This is a genomic window from Mycobacterium kansasii ATCC 12478 (assembly GCF_000157895.3).
GTDB classification, from domain to species: Bacteria; Actinomycetota; Actinomycetes; order Mycobacteriales; family Mycobacteriaceae; genus Mycobacterium; species Mycobacterium kansasii.
Genome location: NC_022663.1, coordinates 4553964 through 4574582 on the forward strand (window position 1 = coordinate 4553964; position 20619 = coordinate 4574582).

The 20619-nt window shown below is 67.4% G+C and carries 15 protein-coding genes; 5 read left to right on the forward strand and 10 right to left on the reverse strand.

Annotated features, from left to right (window positions below; all coding sequences use genetic code 11):
* Positions 1 to 490: 490 nt before the first annotated feature.
* The 5 genes from MKAN_RS19870 to MKAN_RS19890 form a co-directional block, all read right to left on the reverse strand.
* Entirely contained in the window at positions 491 to 3751 is a 3261-nt protein-coding gene (locus tag MKAN_RS19870; protein WP_036391662.1) for a helix-turn-helix transcriptional regulator, read from the reverse strand.
* Between the two features lie 920 nt (positions 3752 to 4671).
* Positions 4672 to 5235: a hypothetical protein gene (locus MKAN_RS19875; protein ID WP_023371379.1), complete on the reverse strand. Its 564-nt coding sequence runs from the start codon at positions 5233 to 5235 to the stop codon at positions 4672 to 4674.
* A gap of 288 nt (positions 5236 to 5523) precedes the next feature.
* The gene (locus MKAN_RS30680) at positions 5524 to 6078 is read right to left on the reverse strand and encodes a hypothetical protein (protein ID WP_155254708.1); all 555 of its coding nucleotides are present in this window, start codon (positions 6076 to 6078) and stop codon (positions 5524 to 5526) included.
* 204 nt (positions 6079 to 6282) lie between these two features.
* Complete coding sequence (satS, locus tag MKAN_RS19885) at positions 6283 to 7596, reverse strand: protein export chaperone SatS (RefSeq protein ID WP_023371383.1); 1314 nt, start codon at positions 7594 to 7596, stop codon at positions 6283 to 6285.
* A 48-nt stretch (positions 7597 to 7644) separates the two neighbouring features.
* Complete coding sequence (locus MKAN_RS19890) at positions 7645 to 8457, reverse strand: alkaline phosphatase family protein (protein WP_042313825.1); 813 nt, start codon at positions 8455 to 8457, stop codon at positions 7645 to 7647.
* A gap of 162 nt (positions 8458 to 8619) precedes the next feature.
* Between MKAN_RS19890 and upp the strand changes: the two genes are divergently transcribed.
* Complete coding sequence (gene upp, locus MKAN_RS19895; RefSeq protein ID WP_023371387.1) at positions 8620 to 9243, forward strand: uracil phosphoribosyltransferase; 624 nt, start codon at positions 8620 to 8622, stop codon at positions 9241 to 9243.
* Here upp and MKAN_RS19900 read toward each other — a convergent pair whose 3' ends face one another.
* A complete protein-coding gene (locus MKAN_RS19900; protein WP_023371389.1) occupies positions 9244 to 10824 on the reverse strand; it encodes a phospho-sugar mutase in 1581 nt (526 codons plus the stop codon).
* Positions 10825 to 10829: 5 nt separating this feature from the next.
* Entirely contained in the window at positions 10830 to 11645 is an 816-nt protein-coding gene (locus tag MKAN_RS19905; protein WP_023371391.1) for a purine-nucleoside phosphorylase, read from the reverse strand.
* A gap of 116 nt (positions 11646 to 11761) precedes the next feature.
* Between MKAN_RS19905 and MKAN_RS19910 the strand changes: the two genes are divergently transcribed.
* Entirely contained in the window at positions 11762 to 12949 is a 1188-nt protein-coding gene (locus MKAN_RS19910; protein WP_023371393.1) for a M20 family metallopeptidase, read from the forward strand.
* The gene (locus tag MKAN_RS19915) at positions 12946 to 14115 is read left to right on the forward strand and encodes a M20 family metallopeptidase (protein ID WP_023371395.1); all 1170 of its coding nucleotides are present in this window, start codon (positions 12946 to 12948) and stop codon (positions 14113 to 14115) included. Before MKAN_RS19910 ends, MKAN_RS19915 begins: the two co-directional genes overlap by 4 nt.
* Positions 14116 to 14872: 757 nt before the next feature.
* Here the strand turns inward: MKAN_RS19915 and MKAN_RS19920 are convergent.
* Complete coding sequence (locus tag MKAN_RS19920; protein ID WP_103797892.1) at positions 14873 to 17185, reverse strand: copper-translocating P-type ATPase; 2313 nt, start codon at positions 17183 to 17185, stop codon at positions 14873 to 14875.
* A 55-nt stretch (positions 17186 to 17240) separates the two neighbouring features.
* A complete protein-coding gene (locus tag MKAN_RS19925; RefSeq protein WP_023371399.1) occupies positions 17241 to 17540 on the reverse strand; it encodes a DUF1490 family protein in 300 nt (99 codons plus the stop codon).
* Between the two features lie 211 nt (positions 17541 to 17751).
* Between MKAN_RS19925 and MKAN_RS19930 the strand changes: the two genes are divergently transcribed.
* Positions 17752 to 18399, forward strand: coding sequence for a DUF5134 domain-containing protein (locus MKAN_RS19930; protein ID WP_160937816.1), 648 nt, complete (start codon positions 17752 to 17754; stop codon positions 18397 to 18399).
* Between the two features lie 73 nt (positions 18400 to 18472).
* On the opposite strand, the gene MKAN_RS19935 is transcribed toward MKAN_RS19930, so the two are convergent.
* Positions 18473 to 18952 (reverse strand): gamma-glutamylcyclotransferase family protein, encoded by a 480-nt coding sequence (locus MKAN_RS19935; RefSeq protein ID WP_023371403.1) that lies wholly within the window; start codon positions 18950 to 18952, stop codon positions 18473 to 18475.
* Between the two features lie 165 nt (positions 18953 to 19117).
* Here MKAN_RS19935 and MKAN_RS19940 point away from each other — a divergent pair, with 165 nt between their 5' ends.
* Entirely contained in the window at positions 19118 to 20548 is a 1431-nt protein-coding gene (locus MKAN_RS19940; RefSeq protein WP_023371405.1) for an NAD(P)H-quinone dehydrogenase, read from the forward strand.
* The last annotated feature ends 71 nt before the right edge of the window (positions 20549 to 20619 follow it).

The window sequence follows — 20619 nt, forward strand, 5'->3', positions numbered from 1 at the left end:
ATTCGAAGCCGTCAATGCACACTCGAGGCCGTCAGCGTTGCACACTCGATACCGCGGCATGACAGTCGACCCGGTGAGCCCGTGAGCCTTTCCGCCCTCCCCGAACACCTGACCTAACAAGATGTTTCGGCGAAGCTGCGGATATCGAAGCCCAAAAGACGCCAAGGCCGGCAGGCGCAGCCAAACTGCGCCCGCAGCCATCGATGACCGGCGGGAAGGCATGAGCGTCCTGGAAGCCGTTGTCCGCCGGCCGAATCACATCGGCCCGGCAACCGCCGCCGCACAACTACCCGCGAAGCGCCTACCGGTCGGCATCGCCTAGCCCCAGCGCCGGCAGGCAGCGCACTCGCCAGCCCTGCTCAACTTTGACCTTCGAGTCAGCCGGGCACTTTAGTGAGTCAACGTGTGCCGATCGGGCCGATGACTCATGTGGAAGATGTCACCGCCGGATGCGGGACGCCATCGCCATCGTGTTGCGCTTGCCGTGGCGCTAGGAATGCCGCACCGCCTCTTGGGCGAGTTGCACCCGGGAGTTCAGGTCGAGCTTGGTGTACACGTGCGTGAGGTGGGTTTGCACGGTGCGCGGCGAAACGAACAGCCGTGCGGCGATGTCCTTGTTGGAAAGGCCCTCGCCCACCAGGCTGACCACCTCACGTTCAGCCGGCGTCAGCGATTCCCAACCGGTCGCTGCCCGCCTGCGTTCGCCGCGTCCGCGCTGCGCGTAGGCAATCGCCTCGTCGCTGGACAGTGCAGCGCCTTCTGCCCATGCGCTGTCGAACTCCTTGCTGCCCAATGCAGTACGCAGCAATGCCACCGAGTCCGCATGGCGTGGGTCGTAGCTCTTGAACCGTTTGGTGCCCAGGCGTTGCCGCATCGACTCGGCCGCGCCGTACAGACGAGCGGCCTCACGGTGGCTGTCGTGCCCGACCGCCAGAGCGGCCAGGCAGTCGAGGATGTCGGGAACGCAATTGTGTGCGCAGGCTTCAACCGCAGCCGTCAGCGCGTCGTGGGCATCACGCTCGGCTTGTTCCGGCTCACCTTGTGCCATCGCCACCCGGGCACGGCTGGTCAACGCCAGCGCCAGATGCCAGCCCGACAGCACTGAGGCGGCCGCGTCGGCAAAGTGTCGGGCTGCGGCGACATCCCCGCTCGCCAACGAGATCCGGGCTTTGGTGGGACGCAGATAATTCGCCACATGGGGTTGCAGTTTCAGGTTCTGCCACGCCTTTGTGCTCGCATCGCGCGCGGAGTCGATGTCGCCGCCGGCGAAAGCCGCGATCGCCAACGTCGCATAGCCGAGTCCGAGGAAGTACTCGCTGCCGTCTCCGGCACCTTCGACCGCCGCTTCGCCCGCTGCCCACGCGGCGCTCACGTCACCCCGGTACGCGTGCGCATCACCCAACCCCTTCAGGATGAGCGGTGTGAGGACGCCAGCATCGGCCTCCAACGACTGTTCCACCAGCTCGCTGAACTGCGCGACGGCTTCGGCCACTTCTCCCTGCCACAGCTGAGCGAACGCCAGGCTCAACCGGCACCGTAGCGCGCCGAACCGGTCGCCGATCTCGTCGGCCACATCGCGTCCGGCGCTGCCCGCAGCGCGCGCGGTCGTCGTGTCGCCGGATACCACGGCGGCATTACTCTGCCAACTCAGGATCTGGCTGAGTGTCCACCGATCGTCCAAGGTCCGGACAATGTCGGTCGCCTCCGCGAAGTACTCTCGGGCCGCATCGGATCGGTAGCTGAATCCGGCTGTCGAACCGCAGGCGGTGAGTGCGCGTGCTAACAGGGCCGGGTCGTCGACTTCACGAGCGATGGCCAACGCTTGTTGAGCCTCGTCCACGCTGCCGCCGCTCGTGTCGATGAACATATCGAGGACAGCCTTGTCCGCCAGCGCGCGCGCCCGCACCGCGGCGCTCACCTCCCCATGGTGCGCGTCTGGCTCGACGAGGATGGTTTCGAACCAGGTTCGCCCCTCCCGGATACGGCCCCGGCTGAGCCACAGCGGCTGCAGCCACGACGTCAACGCCAGCGCGGACTCCAAGTCGCAGTATTCGCGGCAGCACAGGAACGCGACCCGCAGGTTGTCCAGCTCGATTTCGGCCTGGTCGAGAAGCTGCTGATAGTCCGTGCGCCCGGGGCTGTCGAGCAGGGCCGCCAGCGCCATGTAGTGGTCGCAGTATCGCTTGCGGGTGACGTCGGTTTCGCCGGCCTCGGCGAGCTTTTCCATCGCGTACTGGCCCACTCCCTCGAGCCGCCGGTACCGGGTGCGACCCCGCGAGCTATCTGCCCAAATCAGCGACTTGTCAACCAGCAGCGCCAGCTCATCGAGCACCTGGTGACGCGGCAGCTCACCGAAGCCGGCCACCGCCAGCGCCGCGTCGAGGTCGAATCCGCCGACGAACACCCCGAGGCGTCGCAGCAGGATCCGCTCCGGCTCGCTGAGTAACCCATAGGACCAGTCCAACGACGCGCGCAGGGTCTGGTGGCGGCGCAGTGCGGTGCGCGCCCCGCCGGTCAGCAGCCGGATGCTGTCGTCCAGACCGGCGAGGATGTCGGACAGCGACAGCGACCGCACCCGCGCGGCGGCGAGTTCGAGCGCCAGCGGCATGCCGTCCAGCCTCCGGCAGATTTGCCGCACCATCGCGGCGCTGTCGTCGTCGATGACGAAGTCGGGCCGGGCCAGCAGAGCACGGTCGGTGAAGAATGCGGTCGCGTCGGCCACTGACAGCGACGGAACCCGCCAGGTCAGCTCGCCCGCCACCTTGATCGGTTCGCGGCTGGTCGCCAATGTCGTTACCCGGGGGCAGGTCTGCAGCAAGGCATTGACCTGGCCGGCGCCCACGTCGAGCAGGTGCTCGCAATTGTCCAGGACAATGAGCATCTCCCGCTCGGCGAGGTAGCGCAGCACCGCATCGGCCGTTGAGCGGCCCAACTGGTCGAACAGGCCCAACGCGCGAGCGAGCAAGATCGGCGTCATATCCGGATCGGTTATCGGCTCGAGATCGACGTAGCACACACCGTCGGGAAACTCAGACGTCAGTTGTGACGCCACTTGGATGGCCAGGCGGCTCTTGCCGAAGCCGCCGGCACCGATCAGCGTCACCAGCCGGTTTTCCGTCACCAGCCGGGCCACCTCGGCCATTTCCCGCTCGCGGCCCACAAAACTGGTGAGCTGCACTGGAAGCCGTTGGTTCACAATGTTTTTCGGAGCGCGTAGCCCGGGGAACTCGTTGCGTAACTGCGGGTGACACAACTGCGCCACCCGTTCCGGGCGCGGCAGGTCGCGCAGCGGTTGAATTCCCAAGTCGATCAACCAGGCATCCGCAGGGAGCTCGTCGATGACGATGTCGCTGGTGGTGGCGGACAGCAGTGTCTGACCGCCATGGGCCAGGTCACGCAGCCGCGCCGCGCGGTTGATCGTCGGGCCGACATAGTTACTGTCGTCGCGCAGCTGGACGTCGCCCGTGTGGATGCCGACGCGCAGCCGGATCGGCGGCAGTTGCGCACGCTGCAGCTGCAGCGCGCATGCGACCGCGTCGGCCGCCCGCCCGAACGCTGCCACGAAGCTGTCGCCTTCGCCCTGCTCGACCGGCCGTACTCCGCCGTGGGCGGAGACGGCCTCGGCAACGGCTTGATCCAGGTGCTTGATCGCGTCGGCCATCTGTGCGGGCTGCGTGTGCCACAGCCGGGTCGATCCCTCGATGTCAGCCAACAGCAACGTCACGGTCCCGGTAAGCAGCAACTCGCCCACGCTCCAGTCCCATGCCACGCACGTCCGCACATTGGGTCGATCTCGCTCATGCTAACCAGCGCGACCAGCAGCTAGCCGCAAATCTCAGCGAAAAGGCGTACGTGGCGTGGGTACGGATCGCCAGCGTACGACCCCCCGCGGGGCAAATTTGCGCATTCCGGCTGATGGCCGCGGCCGCGCCACCGAGGACAGTCGAATTGTCCAGATTTCAAGAAAGAAGTCGAAAGGAATCCCGACGATGAAGCACCACACTTGGTCGAATCGTGGCCCCAGTGACGAGGCTGGCGCCCTCTCGCCCGATCAACGGAATCGGCCGCAATCGCGTCGGTACGCCCCCAAGCGTTATTCGTTCCTCGAGGACGCCTGCATGGCGCGCGCGATGTATCGGCTCTGATCAGTGCCGCACCCTGGCGCCGCTATTCGCGCTCCAGTTTTGCGGAGCGACAGCGTTGCTCTCGTAAACTGCGAGCCCCACCAGATCCGGGTAAGCCATGTCAACCGACGTTCAAGTGGACACGTACTTTCTTACGCCACCGGCACCACACCGTGTGGGGCTCAGCACCTTTCCGGCGGTCTCCAGCCGGTGATTCTCTTCCGGCTCATAGCCATCACCGTTTGCCTGGAAGCTGCTTGACGACGAACGCAGCGGCGACAGATACGGCTGCAACCTGTCGTGTTTCGGTGCTGCTTCGTCCTCGGCTCCCAGCCGCCTTCACTTTGGCGGGCGCGTCAACAATTCGCGGTATCACTCAACGCGGCCGCCGTTGCGCTGTCGGTTGCTTCATGAGTTTCTTGCTGTTTGAGGTGTAGGCAGTGCGTTGCTCGCTTAAGGTTGAAGTGCTAGCGATGATCCATGAGATAGGGCCAACGAGGATTCTCAATTCTTACGGCACTTTCGATCATGTGACTCTCTTTTGATGTTAATCCCACGACATCGCAGAAAACATGAACAATCCCCAACTGAATCCCGCACCGTAACTCTCCCCTTCCCATGAGAATTCGTACTCTTCATATGCGGGGAGCAGCTTGTCGAATAGGGACCACTGGCGACCACTGTTCATAGGGCCAAATCGCTCCGTGAACTCGGCGACGTCCATACTCCAGATAGGCAGTCCGATCGGAGAACCTACGGTAAGTGAATTGCGCTTTTTATGCCGGTACCGCGCAGACTCGAGGAGGCCGTCTTCGCTAGCGATCGCAGTGAAGTCAAATCCCGGCCACAGTATGCTGCTGTACTCCACTGATGTAGCGTCCTGGTCGGCAATACCCAGCAGCTTCTTCATATTTCCAAAATAAGAGGCTTCGTCGCCGAGAGCTTCGGCTACTCGTTCATGTATACGTTCCGCATCGTCGACCGACAGACCGCGGTCAGCCACTTTGGCCGCTAGTTGGTCTTCCTTATGCGACATCTTTATTCTCAGCTTCATCGTCATGAGCAAGTACACCTCGAAGTCGATAAGGGGGGAAAGCAGGAGTCTATTCATCGCTTATCCATTCATTTACCGAGGTAGGGTAGGAACTGATGAAGATCGCCTCGAAACACTGCGACCGAACCGTCGGGCTGGACTATCAGCGCTATCCCTTGATCTATCCTAACCGGCAGCACTACCTTTGTTCCGTTTGGCAGGTTGGCAATTCCCGCTGTTTCACCGAACGCGGTCTTTGCGGCAATGTCTGCTGCCACTGCAGCCTGGTCCTGGTTAAGGTGCAGGCTGGTCACCCTCTGAGCAATTCCATCTGACCTGGTCCCTTTGGGAAGGGTCGAGACTTCCTCACCAATTTTCTGTGGCCTGGTCGGCAATACTTGGGCTTGGGGGCGTGCCCGGTTGTGGTCGGGCGCCGGGTGTACGTGGTTGTTGTGGTGCGGGTTGTGTCCAGTATGGGATGTCGGCGCGTTTGGCGTCGTTGGGGGGCGTGTATTGTGCGTTGGCCGCATCTAATTGGCGCTCGAGCTGGGCCTTCAAGGAGTTGTAATACCAGGCTTCTTGGTTATAAGCCTGAACCGCGTTCCAATCGGAAGGGTTGGGCGGATTTCCATGTGGTGGTCGATGTCGTTGATCAACTGGTTGTAGGCCTCCCGTGTCGCTTGCAGCGATGGCGGTGGCGGTGGGCTGGCCCAGGGCGGAATGGGGGGCTGCCCCAGCGGCGGTTTGCCCGGCGGCGGAGACGGTGGCGGCGGAATCGGTGGTTGCGACGCCAGCGGTGGCAGCATTGGTGGCGCCCCGCGCCGCCGCATGTTCACCAGCGGCGCTCACATACGCCGCCCCCACCCCAGCCAGCACCCCAGCGAACGCCGCCGAATCAGCATCCGCGCCCATCAGCACCACCGCCGATACCGTCGGCGCAGCCGGCCACCCCGGCACCCAGCCTTGCCGCCAAAACCGCCTGCGTCATCGCCGAAGCCCCGCCACAGCCGGCACCACCGCAAACACCATCAGCTGGGACTTCACTCCCTGCGCGCAGAACAAACGCCTTGCCATGATCCTAAACTTGGCGGCCCTATGTGCGCCCGCCGTCGCCGGCTGGCGCCGCTATTCGCGCCTGAGCCGCGACTCCACGAACCGTTCCACTCGCTCCCATTCGCGTACCGCCTTGGCATAGGGGCCCACGGGCTTGCTGACCGAGTCAGGATCGAGCACATAGGCGACCAGCTTGCCCAGTGGTTTGCCCGGGTCGAGCGCCTTGTCGACCGTGCTTTCCTCCGAGTAGTCGCCGATGTCGCGCAGCAACTCGACCGCCAGATCCAGCTGGTCACGATCCACGGCATCAGGTCCGTCGGCGAAATCGTCGGCCAGTCCGGTGAGCACGTAGACATTGTCGTCGGTAACGGCCACCGCCAGTGAGCCGTCGGTGGCCGCGGTCCGGATGTCGTCGTAGGTGCTCAGGTCAGCCAAGTCGTGGTCGTGCTCGTCGGCAAGGTAACGCGCCAGCGCCCGCTCGGAGTTGAAGACGCTGATCCGGCCGTTGCGGCCCAAGAAAATCGGACGATCGTCGAGGTAACACCGCAGGGTGTAGAAGGTGCCGGCACCGGTCATGATCTGGACCGGGTCGATGCCGACCTTCGACCAGAAGTCCTCGTCGCTACCCAGCACGACGGCCGCCGCGGCTTCCTCTTCTTCGGCGTCTTCGTCGGCGTCATCGGATTCCAGCTCGGCGGCTTCGGTATCTTCTTCGTCGGCCGACTCCGCCGCCGACTCGTCGACGGCTTCCTCGGCCTCCTCGGCTTCCTCCTCGGCCGGTTCCTCGGGCTCTTCGGCCAATTCGTCGGCGGCCTGGGCCGCCAGGTCGGCATCGACCTCGGGAACGCTGACGATGTCGTCGATTGCCTTGAGCACGTCGTCCCAGCCGCGCGCGATGATCTCAGCGATCGCATTCCACCGTTTCTGGCCGGCCTTACCGGTGAAGTATTCGATCCCCCCGGAGACGGTGCCCAGCGTGGGATTGCCGTTGAAAAACTTTGACACCGCCGGCAGTTCGCACACCGATCCGATGGACGACACGATCGCCAGCGTGGCGGCCAATGCGGTCACCGACTCCTCGGTCGGCTTTTCGGCCACCAGCTCCTCGACGACCACCAGATCGAACGTCTTGTCGGCCGCCGGATCGAAGGCGTGTGCGTGCGCCTCGGTCAGCTCCTGCCACGCGGGGTGGTCCGCCAGGTCGTTGTCGGTGTTGCCCCGGACGAATGCGACCAGGTCTGCCACGTTCTCGAAGGCATACAGGTCCTCGTCCTTACCCAGAAACGCCTCCCATTCGTCGCCGGAGTCACGCCAGCGCGGTGCCCACAGCGTGTAGCGGTCACCGTCGGACAGGCCCAGGCGGATGGGCACGAGGTCAGCAGCCATGCGGCACAGAATAGCGACGGCCGGGCGACGGGCCCGGCCCGGTAGTGCTCAACCGCTCCAAATATCGGTGATCGGGGGAGCGTTCATCGCATTGCCCGTTTTGGGTAGGCCGTACATCTGCTCCAGCGTGGAAAGCAGGTTGTAGTGGCTGATCTGCTCGTTGTAAGTGCCCGGCTGCACGTGCGCGCCGTAGAACACCGTCGGAATCTGGTTGCGGCTGCCGCCGTCGTCCTCGTCCCACGTGACGACGAGCAGGCTGTTGTTGGCCTTGGCCCAGTTGGCGTATGACGACAGTTCCCGGCTGAGCCACGCATCGCCGGCGGCGACGCTGCCGTCGTGCATGTCGTTGTCGGCGTTGGGTATGACGAACGACACCGTGGGCAGACTCGGGTAGTTCTCCGGCCGTGGAAACGCGCTGAACGGCACCGACAGCGCCGGGGGAACGTTGCTGAAGTTGACCCACGGCACGTGCTTGCGCGCATACTTGCCGGCACTGCAGACGGTCGAGCCGACCTGGGGCAGGTCCTCGGCGAAACCGACGAAAGTGTGCCCGGCGGCTAGCAGTTCGGAGGCCAGGTTGGGTGTCGAGCCGGCGTCGACCGGGCAGGTGTTCTTGGTCAGGCCGAACGTGCTGCCGGCGAACATCGCCAGGTAGTTGGGTTCGCTGGGATGCGTTTCGGCGAACGATTGCGCCATCATCGCGCCGTTGGCGGCAAGCGCATTGATGAAAGGCGCGGCCGGGTTGCCGATGATGTTGGCCTGCGAGCGGTTCTCCTCCACCACAACCACCACGTGCGAGAACGTCGGCAGCGCCGCCGCCGTCGGCCGCACCCCGTCATAAACTCTGACCTGGCCCGACATCGCCACCGCGACCGCGCCGAACACCGCCAGGACTCGACCCGCCCCCGCCACAAACCCCCGAAGCCCGCGCACGCCCGGAGTATATGGGCGGCCTAGACCCGCCGCAGCGCCAAAGCCAGCGTGTCAGCCGGCGTGAGCCCGATCGTTATAGGGTCACACCCCGTGGATGTCCACGTCATCGACCACCCGCTGGTGGCGGCCCGGCTGACCGTGCTGCGCGACGAACGCACCCGCAACGCCGCCTTCCGGGCCGCGTTGCATGAGCTGACGCTGGCATTGGTGTACGAGGCGACCCGCGACGCGCCCACCGAGCCGGTCCCTATCCGCACGCCGCTCGCCGAGATGACTGGAGTGCGGCTGGCCAAACCACCGTTGCTGGTACCGGTGCTACGCGCCGGATTGGGCATGGTCAGCGAGGCGCATGCCGCGCTACCGGACGCGGACGTCGCCTTTGTCTGCGTCGGTCGGGACGAGAAAACACATCAGCCGGTGTCATATCTGGAGTTGCTGCCCGACGACCTCAGTGGTCTGCCGGTGATGATCCTGGATCCCATGCTGGCCACGGGCGGGTCGATGATGTACACGATTGGTCTGCTGTTGTCCCGCGGGGCGAGCGACATCACCGTGCTGTGCGTATGCGCGGCGCCGGAAGGCATTGCGGCACTGGAAAAAGTGGCGCCTAACGCGCGGTTGTTCACCGCCGTCATCGACGAGGGGCTGAACGAAGCGGCCTTTATCGTGCCGGGTCTCGGCGACGCGGGCGACCGCCAATTCGGCCCCCGCTGATCACCAGCTGCCCACCGCGGCGACCAGCACGGCGCGCAACTGCCCGGCCCGCTGCCTCGCGGCAGCCAAGTCAACGGCCACCGCGCAGCGAACCTCCAAGTAGCACTTCAGCTTTGGCTCGGTACCCGAGGGTCGCACCACCACCCGGACCGAGGTGTCGCCGTCGCCGCCGGTGCAGATCAGCGCGTCGGTGATGTCGGTGACGGTCGCGGGAAAACCGGCCAGCCGATCGGGTGGGGTGTCACGAAGCCGCGTCATCAATGCCTGGGCCTCGCCGGCATCGGCGACCCGACGCGGCACCGCCGCAACCTCGTGGACGCCATAGCGCCGGGCGAGTTCGTCGAGCTTGTCAGGCACCGAACGGTCCTGCCGTTTCAGCACAGTCACCAGGTCGCACACCAACACGGTGGCGCTGATGCCGTCCTTGTCCCGCACCGCGGCCGGGTCGACGCAATGCCCGATCGCTTCCTCGTACGCGTACACCAGGGTTCCGGGACGCTCCGCATCGGCGCGGGCCAGCCACTTGAACCCGGTGAGGGTCTCCACGTGGACCGCGCCGTAGTCTGCGGCGATCGCCGCCAGCATCCGCGACGACACCACCGTGCTGGCGACTATCCTGGTGCCGTCTTGCGGTTGCGACAGGATGTAATCGCCCAGTAGCCAACCTGTTTCGTCTCCGGAGAGCATCCGCCAACCGGTCGCGGCGGGAATGCCGACCGCGCAACGGTCGGCGTCGGGATCCAGTGCTATCGCGACGTCGGCGCCGACGCTCGCGGCCAGCGCCAGCAGCGCATCGGTGGCACCCGGCTCCTCGGGGTTGGGGAACGCGACGGTGGGGAAGTCGGGGTCGGGTGCGAACTGCGACGCGACGGTGTGCACGTCGGCGAAGCCGGCCCGGCGAAGCGTCTCGACGGCCACCGCGCCGCCGACACCGTGCATGGCAGTCAGGGCGACCCGGACCGAGCCTGTCGAGCGGCGAACGCCGGCCGCCCGCTCGATGTAGTGGTCGAGCAGATCGGTGTGAGCGGGTTCGACGGGTTTTCTGGCGATCTGATCGGCCGGGGGAGCGGCGGCCATGGCCGCTTCGATGTGGCGGTCGGTGGGCGAGACGATCTGGATGCCGCCGTCGAGGTAGACCTTGTAGCCGTTGTCGGTCGCCGGGTTGTGCGACGCCGTGATTTGTATGCCGACTGCGGCTCCGGTGCGGCGAACCGCGAAAGCCACGACCGGTGTGGGCACCGGATCCGGCAGCAGCACCACCGAGAACCCTTCAGCGGCAAGCACTTCCGCTGCGGCAGTGGCGAAGGCCGCCGAGCCGTGCCGGGCGTCTCGCCCGACGATGGCGGTCGGGGAACGCGGGCCGGGTTGCTCGGCGAGCACGCGGGCCAGCGCCCAGGTGGCGCGCAGCACCACCGCCAGGTTCATGGCGTCCGGCCCGCCGCGTACCGGCCCGCGCAGCCCGGCGGTGCCGAACGTCAGCGGACGGGCAAACCGCGCGGCGAGTTCGTCGGCGCTGCTGGCGGCGAGCTCGGCGGCGGTCACCGGGTCGGGATCGTGGGCGATCCATTCTTCGGGCGTCATGGGCGTCAGACGCGCGCTATGCGCTCGATCGTTGAGGCCAGCAGCGCGCCCATCCGGGCCGCCGACGCCGCGCCGGCGGCCAGCACCTCGGCGTGGCTCAACGGCTCACCGGTGATGCCGGCAGCCAGGTTGGTGACCAGTGAGACGCCCAGCACCTCGGCGCCTGCGGCACGGGCGGCAATCGTCTCGTGGACCGTCGACATGCCCACCAGATCGGCGCCCAGCGTTTGCAGCATCCGGATCTCGGCGGGCGTCTCGTAGTGCGGCCCGGGCAGGCCGGCGTACACGCCTTCGGCCAGTCCCGGATCGCACTGACGGGCAAGCTGACGCAGCCGCGGCGAATACGCGTCGGTCAGGTCGACGAACTGCGCCCCCACCAGCGGGGACCGCGCCGTCAGGTTCAGGTGGTCGCTGATCAGCACCGGCTGACCGACCTGCATATCCGGCCGCAGCCCGCCGGCGGCATTGGTCAGCACGATGGTGTGTGCCCCTGCCGCGCACGCCGTGCGCACCGGGTGGACGACGTGGCGCAGGTCGTGTCCCTCGTAGGCGTGGATGCGGCCGGCCAGCACCAGTACCCGGTGATCACCGATCGGCACGGACAACAGCTCGCCGGCATGTCCGGCGGCCCGTGGCGGCGCGAACCCGGGCACGTCGGCCTGGGGCAGTACGGCCGTCGGCCGGCCCAGCGCACCGATGGCCGCAGCCCATCCCGACCCGAGAACCACCGCGACGTCATGCTGACCGATCCCGGTGCGCTCGGCGATGACGTGCGCCGCGTGCCGAGCGAGTTCGGGCGGATCGGGCTGCGCGACAGTCACACTGCGCGAGCCTACCCATCGCGAGCAGACACAGAGTCGCACGCCGCTCGGCGGCGCCATGCGACTCTGTGTCTGCTCGCCAGTGAACCTGACCCCGTCGATGAGATACTGCCAAGATGCCCGCACTCACCGCCGCCGACCGCGTGGAGGCGCTGGTGCGACGCCGCGGCAGCGACTTGGTCGAACTCTCCCACGCCATCCACGCAGAGCCGGAGTTGGCGTTCGCCGAACATCGCAGCTGCGCCAAGGCGCAGACGCTGGTCGCCGAGCGCGGTTTCGCGATCACTCCGGCCGCCGGCGGATTGGACACGGCATTCCGGGCGGACTTCGGCCACGGCCCGCTGGTGGCGGGGATCTGCGCCGAATACGATGCGCTTCCCGAGATCGGGCATGCCTGCGGCCACAACATCATCGCGGCTTCGGCGGTGGGCGCCGCGCTGGCGCTGGCGGAGGTGGCCGACGACCTCGGTCTGACGGTTGCGCTGCTGGGCACTCCGGCCGAAGAGTCCGGGGGCGGTAAGGCGCTGATGCTGCAGGCCGGGACGTTCGACGACGTGTCGCTGGCGGTGATGGTGCACCCGGGGCCCACGGATATCGCCGGGGCCCGGTCGCTGGCGCTGTCGGAAGTCAGCGTGCAGTACCGCGGCAAGGAATCGCACGCCGCGGTCGCCCCGCATTTGGGAGTCAACGCCGCCGACGCCGCGACCGTCGCGCAGGTGGCCATCGGCCTGCTGCGCCAGCAACTGGCGCCCGGGCAGATGATGCACGGCATCGTCACCGAGGGCGGGCAGGCGGTCAACGTGATTCCCGGGCACACCACCCTGCGCTACGCGATGCGTGCGCTCGAGTCCGAGTCGCTGCGTGACCTGGAGGGCAGGGTGTATGGTTGCTTTGCCGCGGGGGCGCTGGCCGCCGGATGTGAATACGACATCGACACCGCCGCACCCGCATACGCGGAGTTGAAGCCCGACCCCTGGCTGGTCGACACGTGCCGGGAGGAAATGCGCCGGCTCGGGCGCGACCCGGTGCCCGCCGCCGTCGAGGCAGCACTGCCCATGGGCAGCACCGATATGGGCAATGTGACGCAGGTGCTACCGGGGATCCATCCGGTGATCGGTGTCGAAGCGGGCGGGGCCACGGTTCACCAGCGTGCCTTCGCGGCGGCCGCGGCCGGCCCCAGCGCCGACCGTGCGGTCGTTGACGGCGCAATCATGTTGGCGCGCACCGTTGTTCGCCTCGCCGAGAATCCCGACGAGCGGGACCGGATGCTGGCTGCGCGGCAGCACCGGGCGGCAGCCCGATGAGCCTCGTCGACAGCGCCGAGTCGTGGCTGGCCGCCCACTACGACGACCTGGTGGCCTGGCGCCGCCACATCCACCGCTACCCGGAGTTGGGCCGCCAGGAGTATGCCACCACCCAGTTCGTCGCCGAGCGGTTGGCCGACGCGGGCCTGAACCCCAAAGTGCTGCCTGGCGGCACGGGACTGACGTGCGACTTCGGCCCCGAGCATCAGCCGCGGATCGCGCTGCGCGCCGACATGGATGCGTTGCCGATGGCCGAGCGCACCGGCGCGCCGTACGCCTCGACCATGCCCAATGTCGCGCACGCCTGCGGGCATGACGCGCACACCGCGATCCTGCTGGGTACCGCGCTGGCGTTGGCGTCGGTGCCCGAGTTGCCGGTCGGGGTGCGGCTGATCTTCCAGGCCGCCGAAGAACTGATGCCCGGTGGCGCCATCGACGCGATCGCGGCCGGGGCGCTCACGGGGGTGTCGCGCATCTTCGCCTTGCACTGCGATCCCCGCCTCGAGGTGGGCAAGGTCGCCGTCCGGCACGGCCCCATCACCTCGGCAGCCGATTCGATAGAGATCACGCTGTATTCGCCGGGCGGGCACACGTCGCGGCCACACTTGACCGCCGATCTGGTCTACGGCCTGGGCACGCTGATCACCGGCCTGCCCGGAGTGCTGTCGCGCCGTATCGACCCGCGTAACTGCACCGTGCTGGTCTGGGGCGCGGTCAACGCGGGCGTGGCCGCCAACGCCATTCCGCAAACGGGCATCCTGTCCGGGACGGTGCGCACCGCAAGCCGGCAGACCTGGGTGGACCTGGAGGACATCATCCGCGACGCCGTCGACGCGCTGCTGGCGCCGCTGGCGATCGAGCACACCCTGCAGTACCACCGCGGGGTGCCGCCGGTGGTCAACGAGGACGTCTCGACGCGCATCCTGACTCACGCCATCGAAGCCGTCGGCCCCGACGTCCTGGCCGATACCCGGCAGTCCGGTGGCGGCGAGGACTTCTCCTGGTATCTCGAGGAGGTTCCCGGGGCCATGGCGCGGCTGGGCGTGTGGTCGGGCGACGGGCCGCAATTGGACCTGCATCAGCCGACGTTCGACCTCGACGAGCGAGCCCTGGCCATCGGGCTGCGGGTGCTGGTCAACATCATCGAGCAGGCGGCGGCCTTCTGATCCGGTTTTGCCAGACCGCCTGGCGCAGTGGACTTTTCACCGTATGGCCGGGCACATTGTGCTTCGGCCTGCGGCCCCTGGGCCAGCGGTGGTTTGCCGGGTCGGCGGGACCTCGCTGAGCGCCGCCCCGGGCGGTGCTGATCCCAGTCGCCACGCTCAGCGGAGTCGCGGGTGCACAATGAGTCCGCGTTTCAGCGACAAGCCAAGGTGCGCAACGGAGTTAACGCTGACGGTGGTTGTGGCGCCGTATCCCGGTGTGGGGAGATGAAATCGCGTGCAGGCGCGGTTGGGTCGGCGTTGGCGGCTGGCGGCTGGTGGCTGGTGGCGCCGAGTGTGCGTTGGTGGCGCCGAGTGTGCGCTGGTGGCGCCGAGTGTGCGCTGGGGGCGTCGACTGTGCCGTCAGGGTGGCCGATCGGGCGCCTTTCCCGCCCTACATGCACAGTCAAAGCCGTCACTGCGCACTCGATACGGCGGCATCAAAGCCGATCCGGTGAGCACGTGTGACATCCCCCGAACGCCTGCCACCACAAGAGGTTTGAGCGAAAGTGCGGTATCGGTGTGCCGAAACAGAGCCAGGCATCCAAGGCTGCACACGAGGACATCGTTGACCGCAGCATTCACGATCACCATGAATTTCCGACACGGCCAGGCGCAGCGCGCACCCCAACCCCTGGAGACTGATGTGGCCGATGGGAAAGTCGCGGTTGCGTCTGCAACTCGGGCCACCAGATCAGCGCCGTCCTATCCCGGCAGCGTGTCATCGGGTGGGTTCAATCGCCGGGATTTCCTTCGGGGCTGTGGGCAGCCGGTCGAAGCGGCGCAGCCGCAGGGAGTTAGTCACCACGCTGACCGAGGAGAGCCCCATCGCCGCGCCCGCCACGACGGGGTTGAGCATGCCCAGTGCGGCAAGCGGTATCGCGGCGGTGTTGTAGCCGAACGCGAAACCGAGGTTCTGGTAGATCGTGCGCAGGGTGCGGCGGGAGAGCTGGATCGCCAGCACGACGCCGTCGAGCCGGCCGGACATCAAGGTGATGTCGGAGGCCTCGATGGCCACGTCGGTGCCGGTGCCGATCGCGATGCCCAGATCGGCCTGCGCCAGCGCGGGGGCGTCGTTGACGCCGTCGCCGACCATGGCGACCACCCGGCCCTCGTCTTGGAGCCGGCGCACCTCGGTGACCTTGTCCTGCGGCAACACCTCGGCCAGGACCCGGTCGATGCCGACCTGGTTGGCGATCGCCGCCGCGGTGCGCGCGTTGTCGCCGGTGATCATCGCAACCTGCAGGCCCATTGCGTGCAGCTGGCGGACCACCTCGGCGGCGTCGTCCTTGACCGTGTCGGCCACCGCCACCACCCCGACGACCCGGTCCCCCTGCCCGACGAACACCGCGGTGCGGCCCTGCTCTTCGAGTTCGGCGGCGGCGTCGGCGAGGCGGTCGGGAAGCAGCAAATCGTGCTCGACGATCAGCTTGCGCCGACCGACCAGCACGGGCCGGCCGTCGATCTCGGCCCGTACGCCGTGTCCGGCCAGGTTTGTGAACTCCGTCGCGGCCGGAATCGGCAGCGCCTGCTCACGCGCACCCGCGACGATCGCCGCGCCGATGGGGTGTTCGGAACCGGACTCGACCGCTGCGGCCAGCTGCAGCACCAGGTCTTGCCGGTGTGCCTCGTCGGCGACAACATCGGTGAGCCGCATCTGGGCGCGAGTGAGGGTGCCGGTCTTGTCGAAGACGACGGTGTCGATCTTTTGCGAGGCTTCCAGCACCTCGCCGCCCTTGACCAGAATCCCCAGGTCCGCGCCGCGGCCGGTGCCGACCATGATGGCCGTCGGGGTGGCCAGGCCCAGCGCGCATGGGCAGGCGATGATCAGCACCGCGATCGCGGCGGTCATGCCGGCGACGGGGTTGGCGGCCAGCAGCGTCCAACCGGCAAAGGTCGCGGCGGCGATACCCACCACGGCCGGCACGAACATTCCCGAGACGCGGTCGGCCAGCCGTTGCACCGGGGCCTTGCCGCCCTGCGCCTGCTCGACCAGACGCACAATCTGCGCCAGCGCGGTGTCTGCCCCGACGGCGACGGCGCGCACGGTCAGCAATCCGTCGACGTTTACCGTCGCCCCGGCAACACGGTCACCCACGGTTTTCTCCACCGGGACCGATTCCCCGGTGAGCATCGACTCGTCGACGGCGGCGCGTCCGTCGACGATTTCGCCGTCGACCGGGACCTTCTCCCCGGGCCGTACCCGCACCAGGTCGCCGACCTGCACCCGGTCGACCGGGACCAGTTGCTCCTCGCCGTCGATGAGCAGCCGGGCCTCCTTGGCGCCCATGGCAAGTAGCTTGCTGATCGCCTCCGACGCCTTGCCCCGGGCCCTGGCCTCGAGGTAGCGGCCCAGCACCACGAACGCGATGATCAACGCCGAGGTGTCGAAAAACAGTGGGCCACCTGCGAACAGCTCATAGGTGGAGTAGCCGAACGCAGTCAGTGTGCCCAGCGCGATCAGCGTGTCCATGTTGGCGCTCAACGCCCGGGCCTGCGCAACGGCCTCCTTGAGAATGGACCAGCCGGCCACGAATTGCACCGGCACCGTGACGGCCAACGCCAACCACCCCGCCCATGGGGCGGCCATCATCGTCAACCCGGCCGACAGCAACCCGAACGGCCAGGCCAGCCAGACCCGGCGCAACCAGGTCCGTCGCTCGGCCGCGGGATCCGCGCCGGGCGAGGCGTGGCACGAGGAAGCCTGAACCTCGCCGCATCCGCCCTGATCCGGGGGAACGTCGCGCGGACGGCCCAGCAGCCGGCCGATGATCGTGCGTATCACGCCACCGCTGTGCGCGGCGGCTGAATGCGGGGCCCGTGCGGGCACCAACTCTGCTGGGATCTGTTGGGCATCAACGATTGCCGACAGCACCGCCGCGGTATCGCAGCCTTCGGCTCCATACCAGATCACCACCGACGCGGTTCGCGGATATGCCTGGACGGCCCGGACACCGGCCACCGTGGCGACGGTCTCTTCGGTCGCGACGGCACGAATCTCGTCGAAACCGGAGCCGCCCACGTGAACCCGCATCCGCCCCGCCGCATGGGATACGACGGTCAGGTCGACATCGGTGTCGGGGTGCAGATCAGCGATCGTGGTCATGGCACCCGCCCGCTACCTGCGACAGTGAAACGTCTTCTCCGATGCGCTCTTTCGCCTCGGCGATCACATCGGCCAGCGTCAGCCGAGCCTGCTCGGAGCTCTGCTGGGCTTTGCGTTCTGCGGTGCGCAGACCACGCAGTCCCCACGCCGTGGTGGCGACCGTCGCCTCCCGCAGCGGCACCTTCACCGCCGTCTTACGAAGCGCCTCATAGGCCGCCGCTCCCACCACGCCGGTCACCAATGTGGGTACCGATTTCGCCAAGAGCCCATGCCATGAAACCATTTTGAACGAACCTTTCCTATCGTGTCCTATCGTGCGTGCCAGCTTGCAAAACTACAATACCCCGGTAGGGTACTCGCATGGTCGAAGTCGGCTTCTTTCACGGCAAGTCCACAGAATGCAACCGCGGCGATTTCACTTGTGGTCCTGGCGAATCCGGTCACGCGACTCAGCTGCCGCCGGCCACGCCGCACCCGGAGTTCCCGGCGCCACGATGTCTGCCGCCGTGCTGAACGACTCGGCACTGCGCTGGGCGGTCGCGACGATCTTCGGCCTCAGCATCGCAGGGGACCTCTACCTCTTCGGCACCCGGGATCTTCGCTGGACCCGCGCAGTCGACCACCTGCTGCACCTGTCGATGTCGGCGGCCATGATCGCCATGGCCTGGCGGATCGGACCAGCCTCCCACGGCCTGATGCCGATTGTCTTCTTTCTTCTGGCCGCCGGCTGGTTCGTACTCGTGGCGGGCGGGCGACGCTGCACCCTCGGCGACCGAATAGCCAACTGCTACAACGCCACAATGATGATCGCCATGGCATGGATGTACACGCTGATGAACGGCAGCCTGGCGGGCCACAGCGATCATTCACCGGACCACATGATGGCGGGTTCGGCGCCGACGCATATCGCCGGAGGGTCGATGCCCGCAGCCCAGACGCCGCAGACCGGAGCGTGGATCGCCACGGCGAACTGGATCGTGACCCTGGGGTTCGCGATCGCGGCCATGCTCTGGCTATGGCGTTACGCCGGCGCGCGGCGCGCCGGCCGGTCCGCTGGTGCCGGCCCCCTTACCGAGCTGGGGCTGCTGTCCCAGGCCTTCGCCGCCGCTGGCACCGCCCTGATGTTCGGCGTCATGCGGTAACCGATACCAGCGAACGGTCGCCAGAGGCTGTCGCGATGCCGATCGCGGCGGGGCCAGTCCACCCCGGCGCGGGTCAGGTCGTCGTCCCCGGACCGATGTTGCGGGCCGGACGGGTGCGCAGGTCGTGCACATAATCAACCGGAGCGCCGGCGATTTCGGCGGCGTCGGCCATCACCCCCAGATACCGTGCCGACGGCAGCCCACCCTCCCAGGCGTCCAGCACATACAGCCACGCCAGGACCGGGTCGGTGGTGGTGTCCGACGACAACCGCTCCACGCGGCACCGGATCTTCTTGTGGACGCCGAACTCGGAGCCCTCCCAGCGGTCCAGGTTCTTCTCGTCCGCCGGCGTCATGTCGTAGAGCACGACGAACACCCTGGAATCCGGGTCCTCGACGACGGTGGCCAATGCCCCGTCCCAGCCGAGGTCCTCACCGCCGAAGGTCAGCCGCCAGCCGTTCAGCCAGCCGGTTCCGGCCATCGGTGAGTGGGGTGCTCGCTGGAGCATCTGCTCGGGATCCATGTTCGACCCGTAGGCGGCGTAGAGCGGCACGGGAGAAAGCTTAAACGTCGGCTGTATGGATGGCGGCTACCCGAGGGTCCGAGGCGGATGTGATGCAGCCCTCACCCGGTGCTGCGGCGCGCCGCGCCGCGGTCGCCCTTGCGCCGCGCTGCGGCCTGCTCGTGAAGTACCGGGTGAGCGGGCTAGGTTAGGCCTGTGGTGACCCGCATCGTGATCATCGGCGGCGGCCCGGCCGGCTACGAGGCCGCTATCGTCGCAGCCACCGCACACCCCGAATCAGTCCAAGTCACCGTCATCGACTCGGACGGCATCGGCGGGGCCGCCGTGCTGGACGACTGTGTGCCGTCCAAGACATTCATCGCCTCCACCGGCCTGCGCACCGAACTGCGCCGGGCGCAGCGCCTGGGCTTCGACATCGACATCGACGACGCGAAGATCTCGTTGCCGCAGATCCATGCCCGGGTCAAGGCACTGGCCGCCGAGCAGTCGGCCGACATCACCGCCCAGCTGCTCGGCATGGGAGTCCACGTGATCGCCGGCCGGGCCGAGCTGATCGACCCCACCCCGGGCCTGGCCCGCCACCGGGTCAAGGCGACCCATTCCGATTCGGGGCCGGACGGCCCCGTCAGCAGCGAGCACGACGCCGACGTGGTGCTGATCGCCACCGGGGCCAGCCCGCGGGAACTGCCGTCGGCCCGGCCGGACGGTGAACGCATCCTGACCTGGCGTCAGCTCTACGACTTGGAGGCGCTGCCGCAGCATCTGATCGTGGTGGGCTCGGGAGTCACCGGCGCGGAGTTCGTCCACGCCTACACCGAGTTCGGCGTGCAGGTCACCGTGGTGGCCAGCCGGGACCGGGTGTTGCCGTACGAGGACGCCGACGCCGCGCTGGTCCTGGAGGAGTCGTTCGCCGAACGCGGTGTCCGGCTGGTCAAGAACGCCCGGGCCGAATCGGTGACCCGTACCGACACCGGCGTGTTGGTCACCATGACCGACGGCCGCACCGTCGAGGGCAGCCACGCCCTGATGACCATCGGGTCGGTGCCCAACACCGGGGGCCTGGGCCTGGAACGGGTCGGCATCGAGCTCGGGCCCGGCAACTACCTCACTGTGGACCGGGTGTCGCGGACGTCGGTTCCCGGCATCTACGCCGCCGGCGACTGCACCGGGCTGCTGCCGCTGGCGTCGGTCGCCGCGATGCAGGGCCGGATCGCGATGTATCACGCGCTGGGCGAGGGTGTCAGCCCGATCCGGTTGCGCACGGTCGCGGCGACGGTGTTCACCAGGCCCGAGATCGCCGCCGTCGGGGTGCCGCAGTCGGCGATCGACGACGGGTCGGTGACCGCGCGGACCATCATGCTGCCGCTGCGAACCAATGCCCGGGCGAAGATGTCGGGTTTGCGCCAAGGCTTCGTGAAGGTCTTCTGCCGGCGCTCCACCGGCGTGGTGATCGGCGGCGTGGTGGTGGCGCCGATCGCCTCGGAGCTGATCCTCCCCATCGCGGTGGCCGTGCAGAACCGCATCACGGTCAACGAGCTGGCGCAGACACTGGCCGTCTACCCGTCGTTGTCGGGCTCGATCACCGAGGCCGCCCGCCGCCTGATGGCCCACGACGATCTCGACTGAAGACCAGCCCTGCGACGCCGCACGAACTAGCCTTGTGGAGCAACGCTACCGACCAGTAATCGACAGGAGTC

Coding starts and splice junctions, on each gene's coding strand:
- MKAN_RS19925 (WP_023371399.1), bottom strand. CDS start 17,540: ATGGTTTCATGGCATGGGCTCTTGGCGAAATCGGTACCCACATTGGTG.
- MKAN_RS19915 (WP_023371395.1), top strand. CDS start 12,946: ATGAGCCTCGTCGACAGCGCCGAGTCGTGGCTGGCCGCCCACTACGAC.
- MKAN_RS19900 (WP_023371389.1), bottom strand. CDS start 10,824: ATGACGCCCGAAGAATGGATCGCCCACGATCCCGACCCGGTGACCGCC.
- MKAN_RS19910 (WP_023371393.1), top strand. CDS start 11,762: ATGCCCGCACTCACCGCCGCCGACCGCGTGGAGGCGCTGGTGCGACGC.
- MKAN_RS19930 (WP_160937816.1), top strand. CDS start 17,752: ATGTCTGCCGCCGTGCTGAACGACTCGGCACTGCGCTGGGCGGTCGCG.
- MKAN_RS19875 (WP_023371379.1), bottom strand. CDS start 5,235: ATGAATAGACTCCTGCTTTCCCCCCTTATCGACTTCGAGGTGTACTTG.
- MKAN_RS19890 (WP_042313825.1), bottom strand. CDS start 8,457: ATGTCGGGCCAGGTCAGAGTTTATGACGGGGTGCGGCCGACGGCGGCG.
- MKAN_RS19920 (WP_103797892.1), bottom strand. CDS start 17,185: ATGCGGGTTCACGTGGGCGGCTCCGGTTTCGACGAGATTCGTGCCGTC.
- satS (WP_023371383.1), bottom strand. CDS start 7,596: ATGGCTGCTGACCTCGTGCCCATCCGCCTGGGCCTGTCCGACGGTGAC.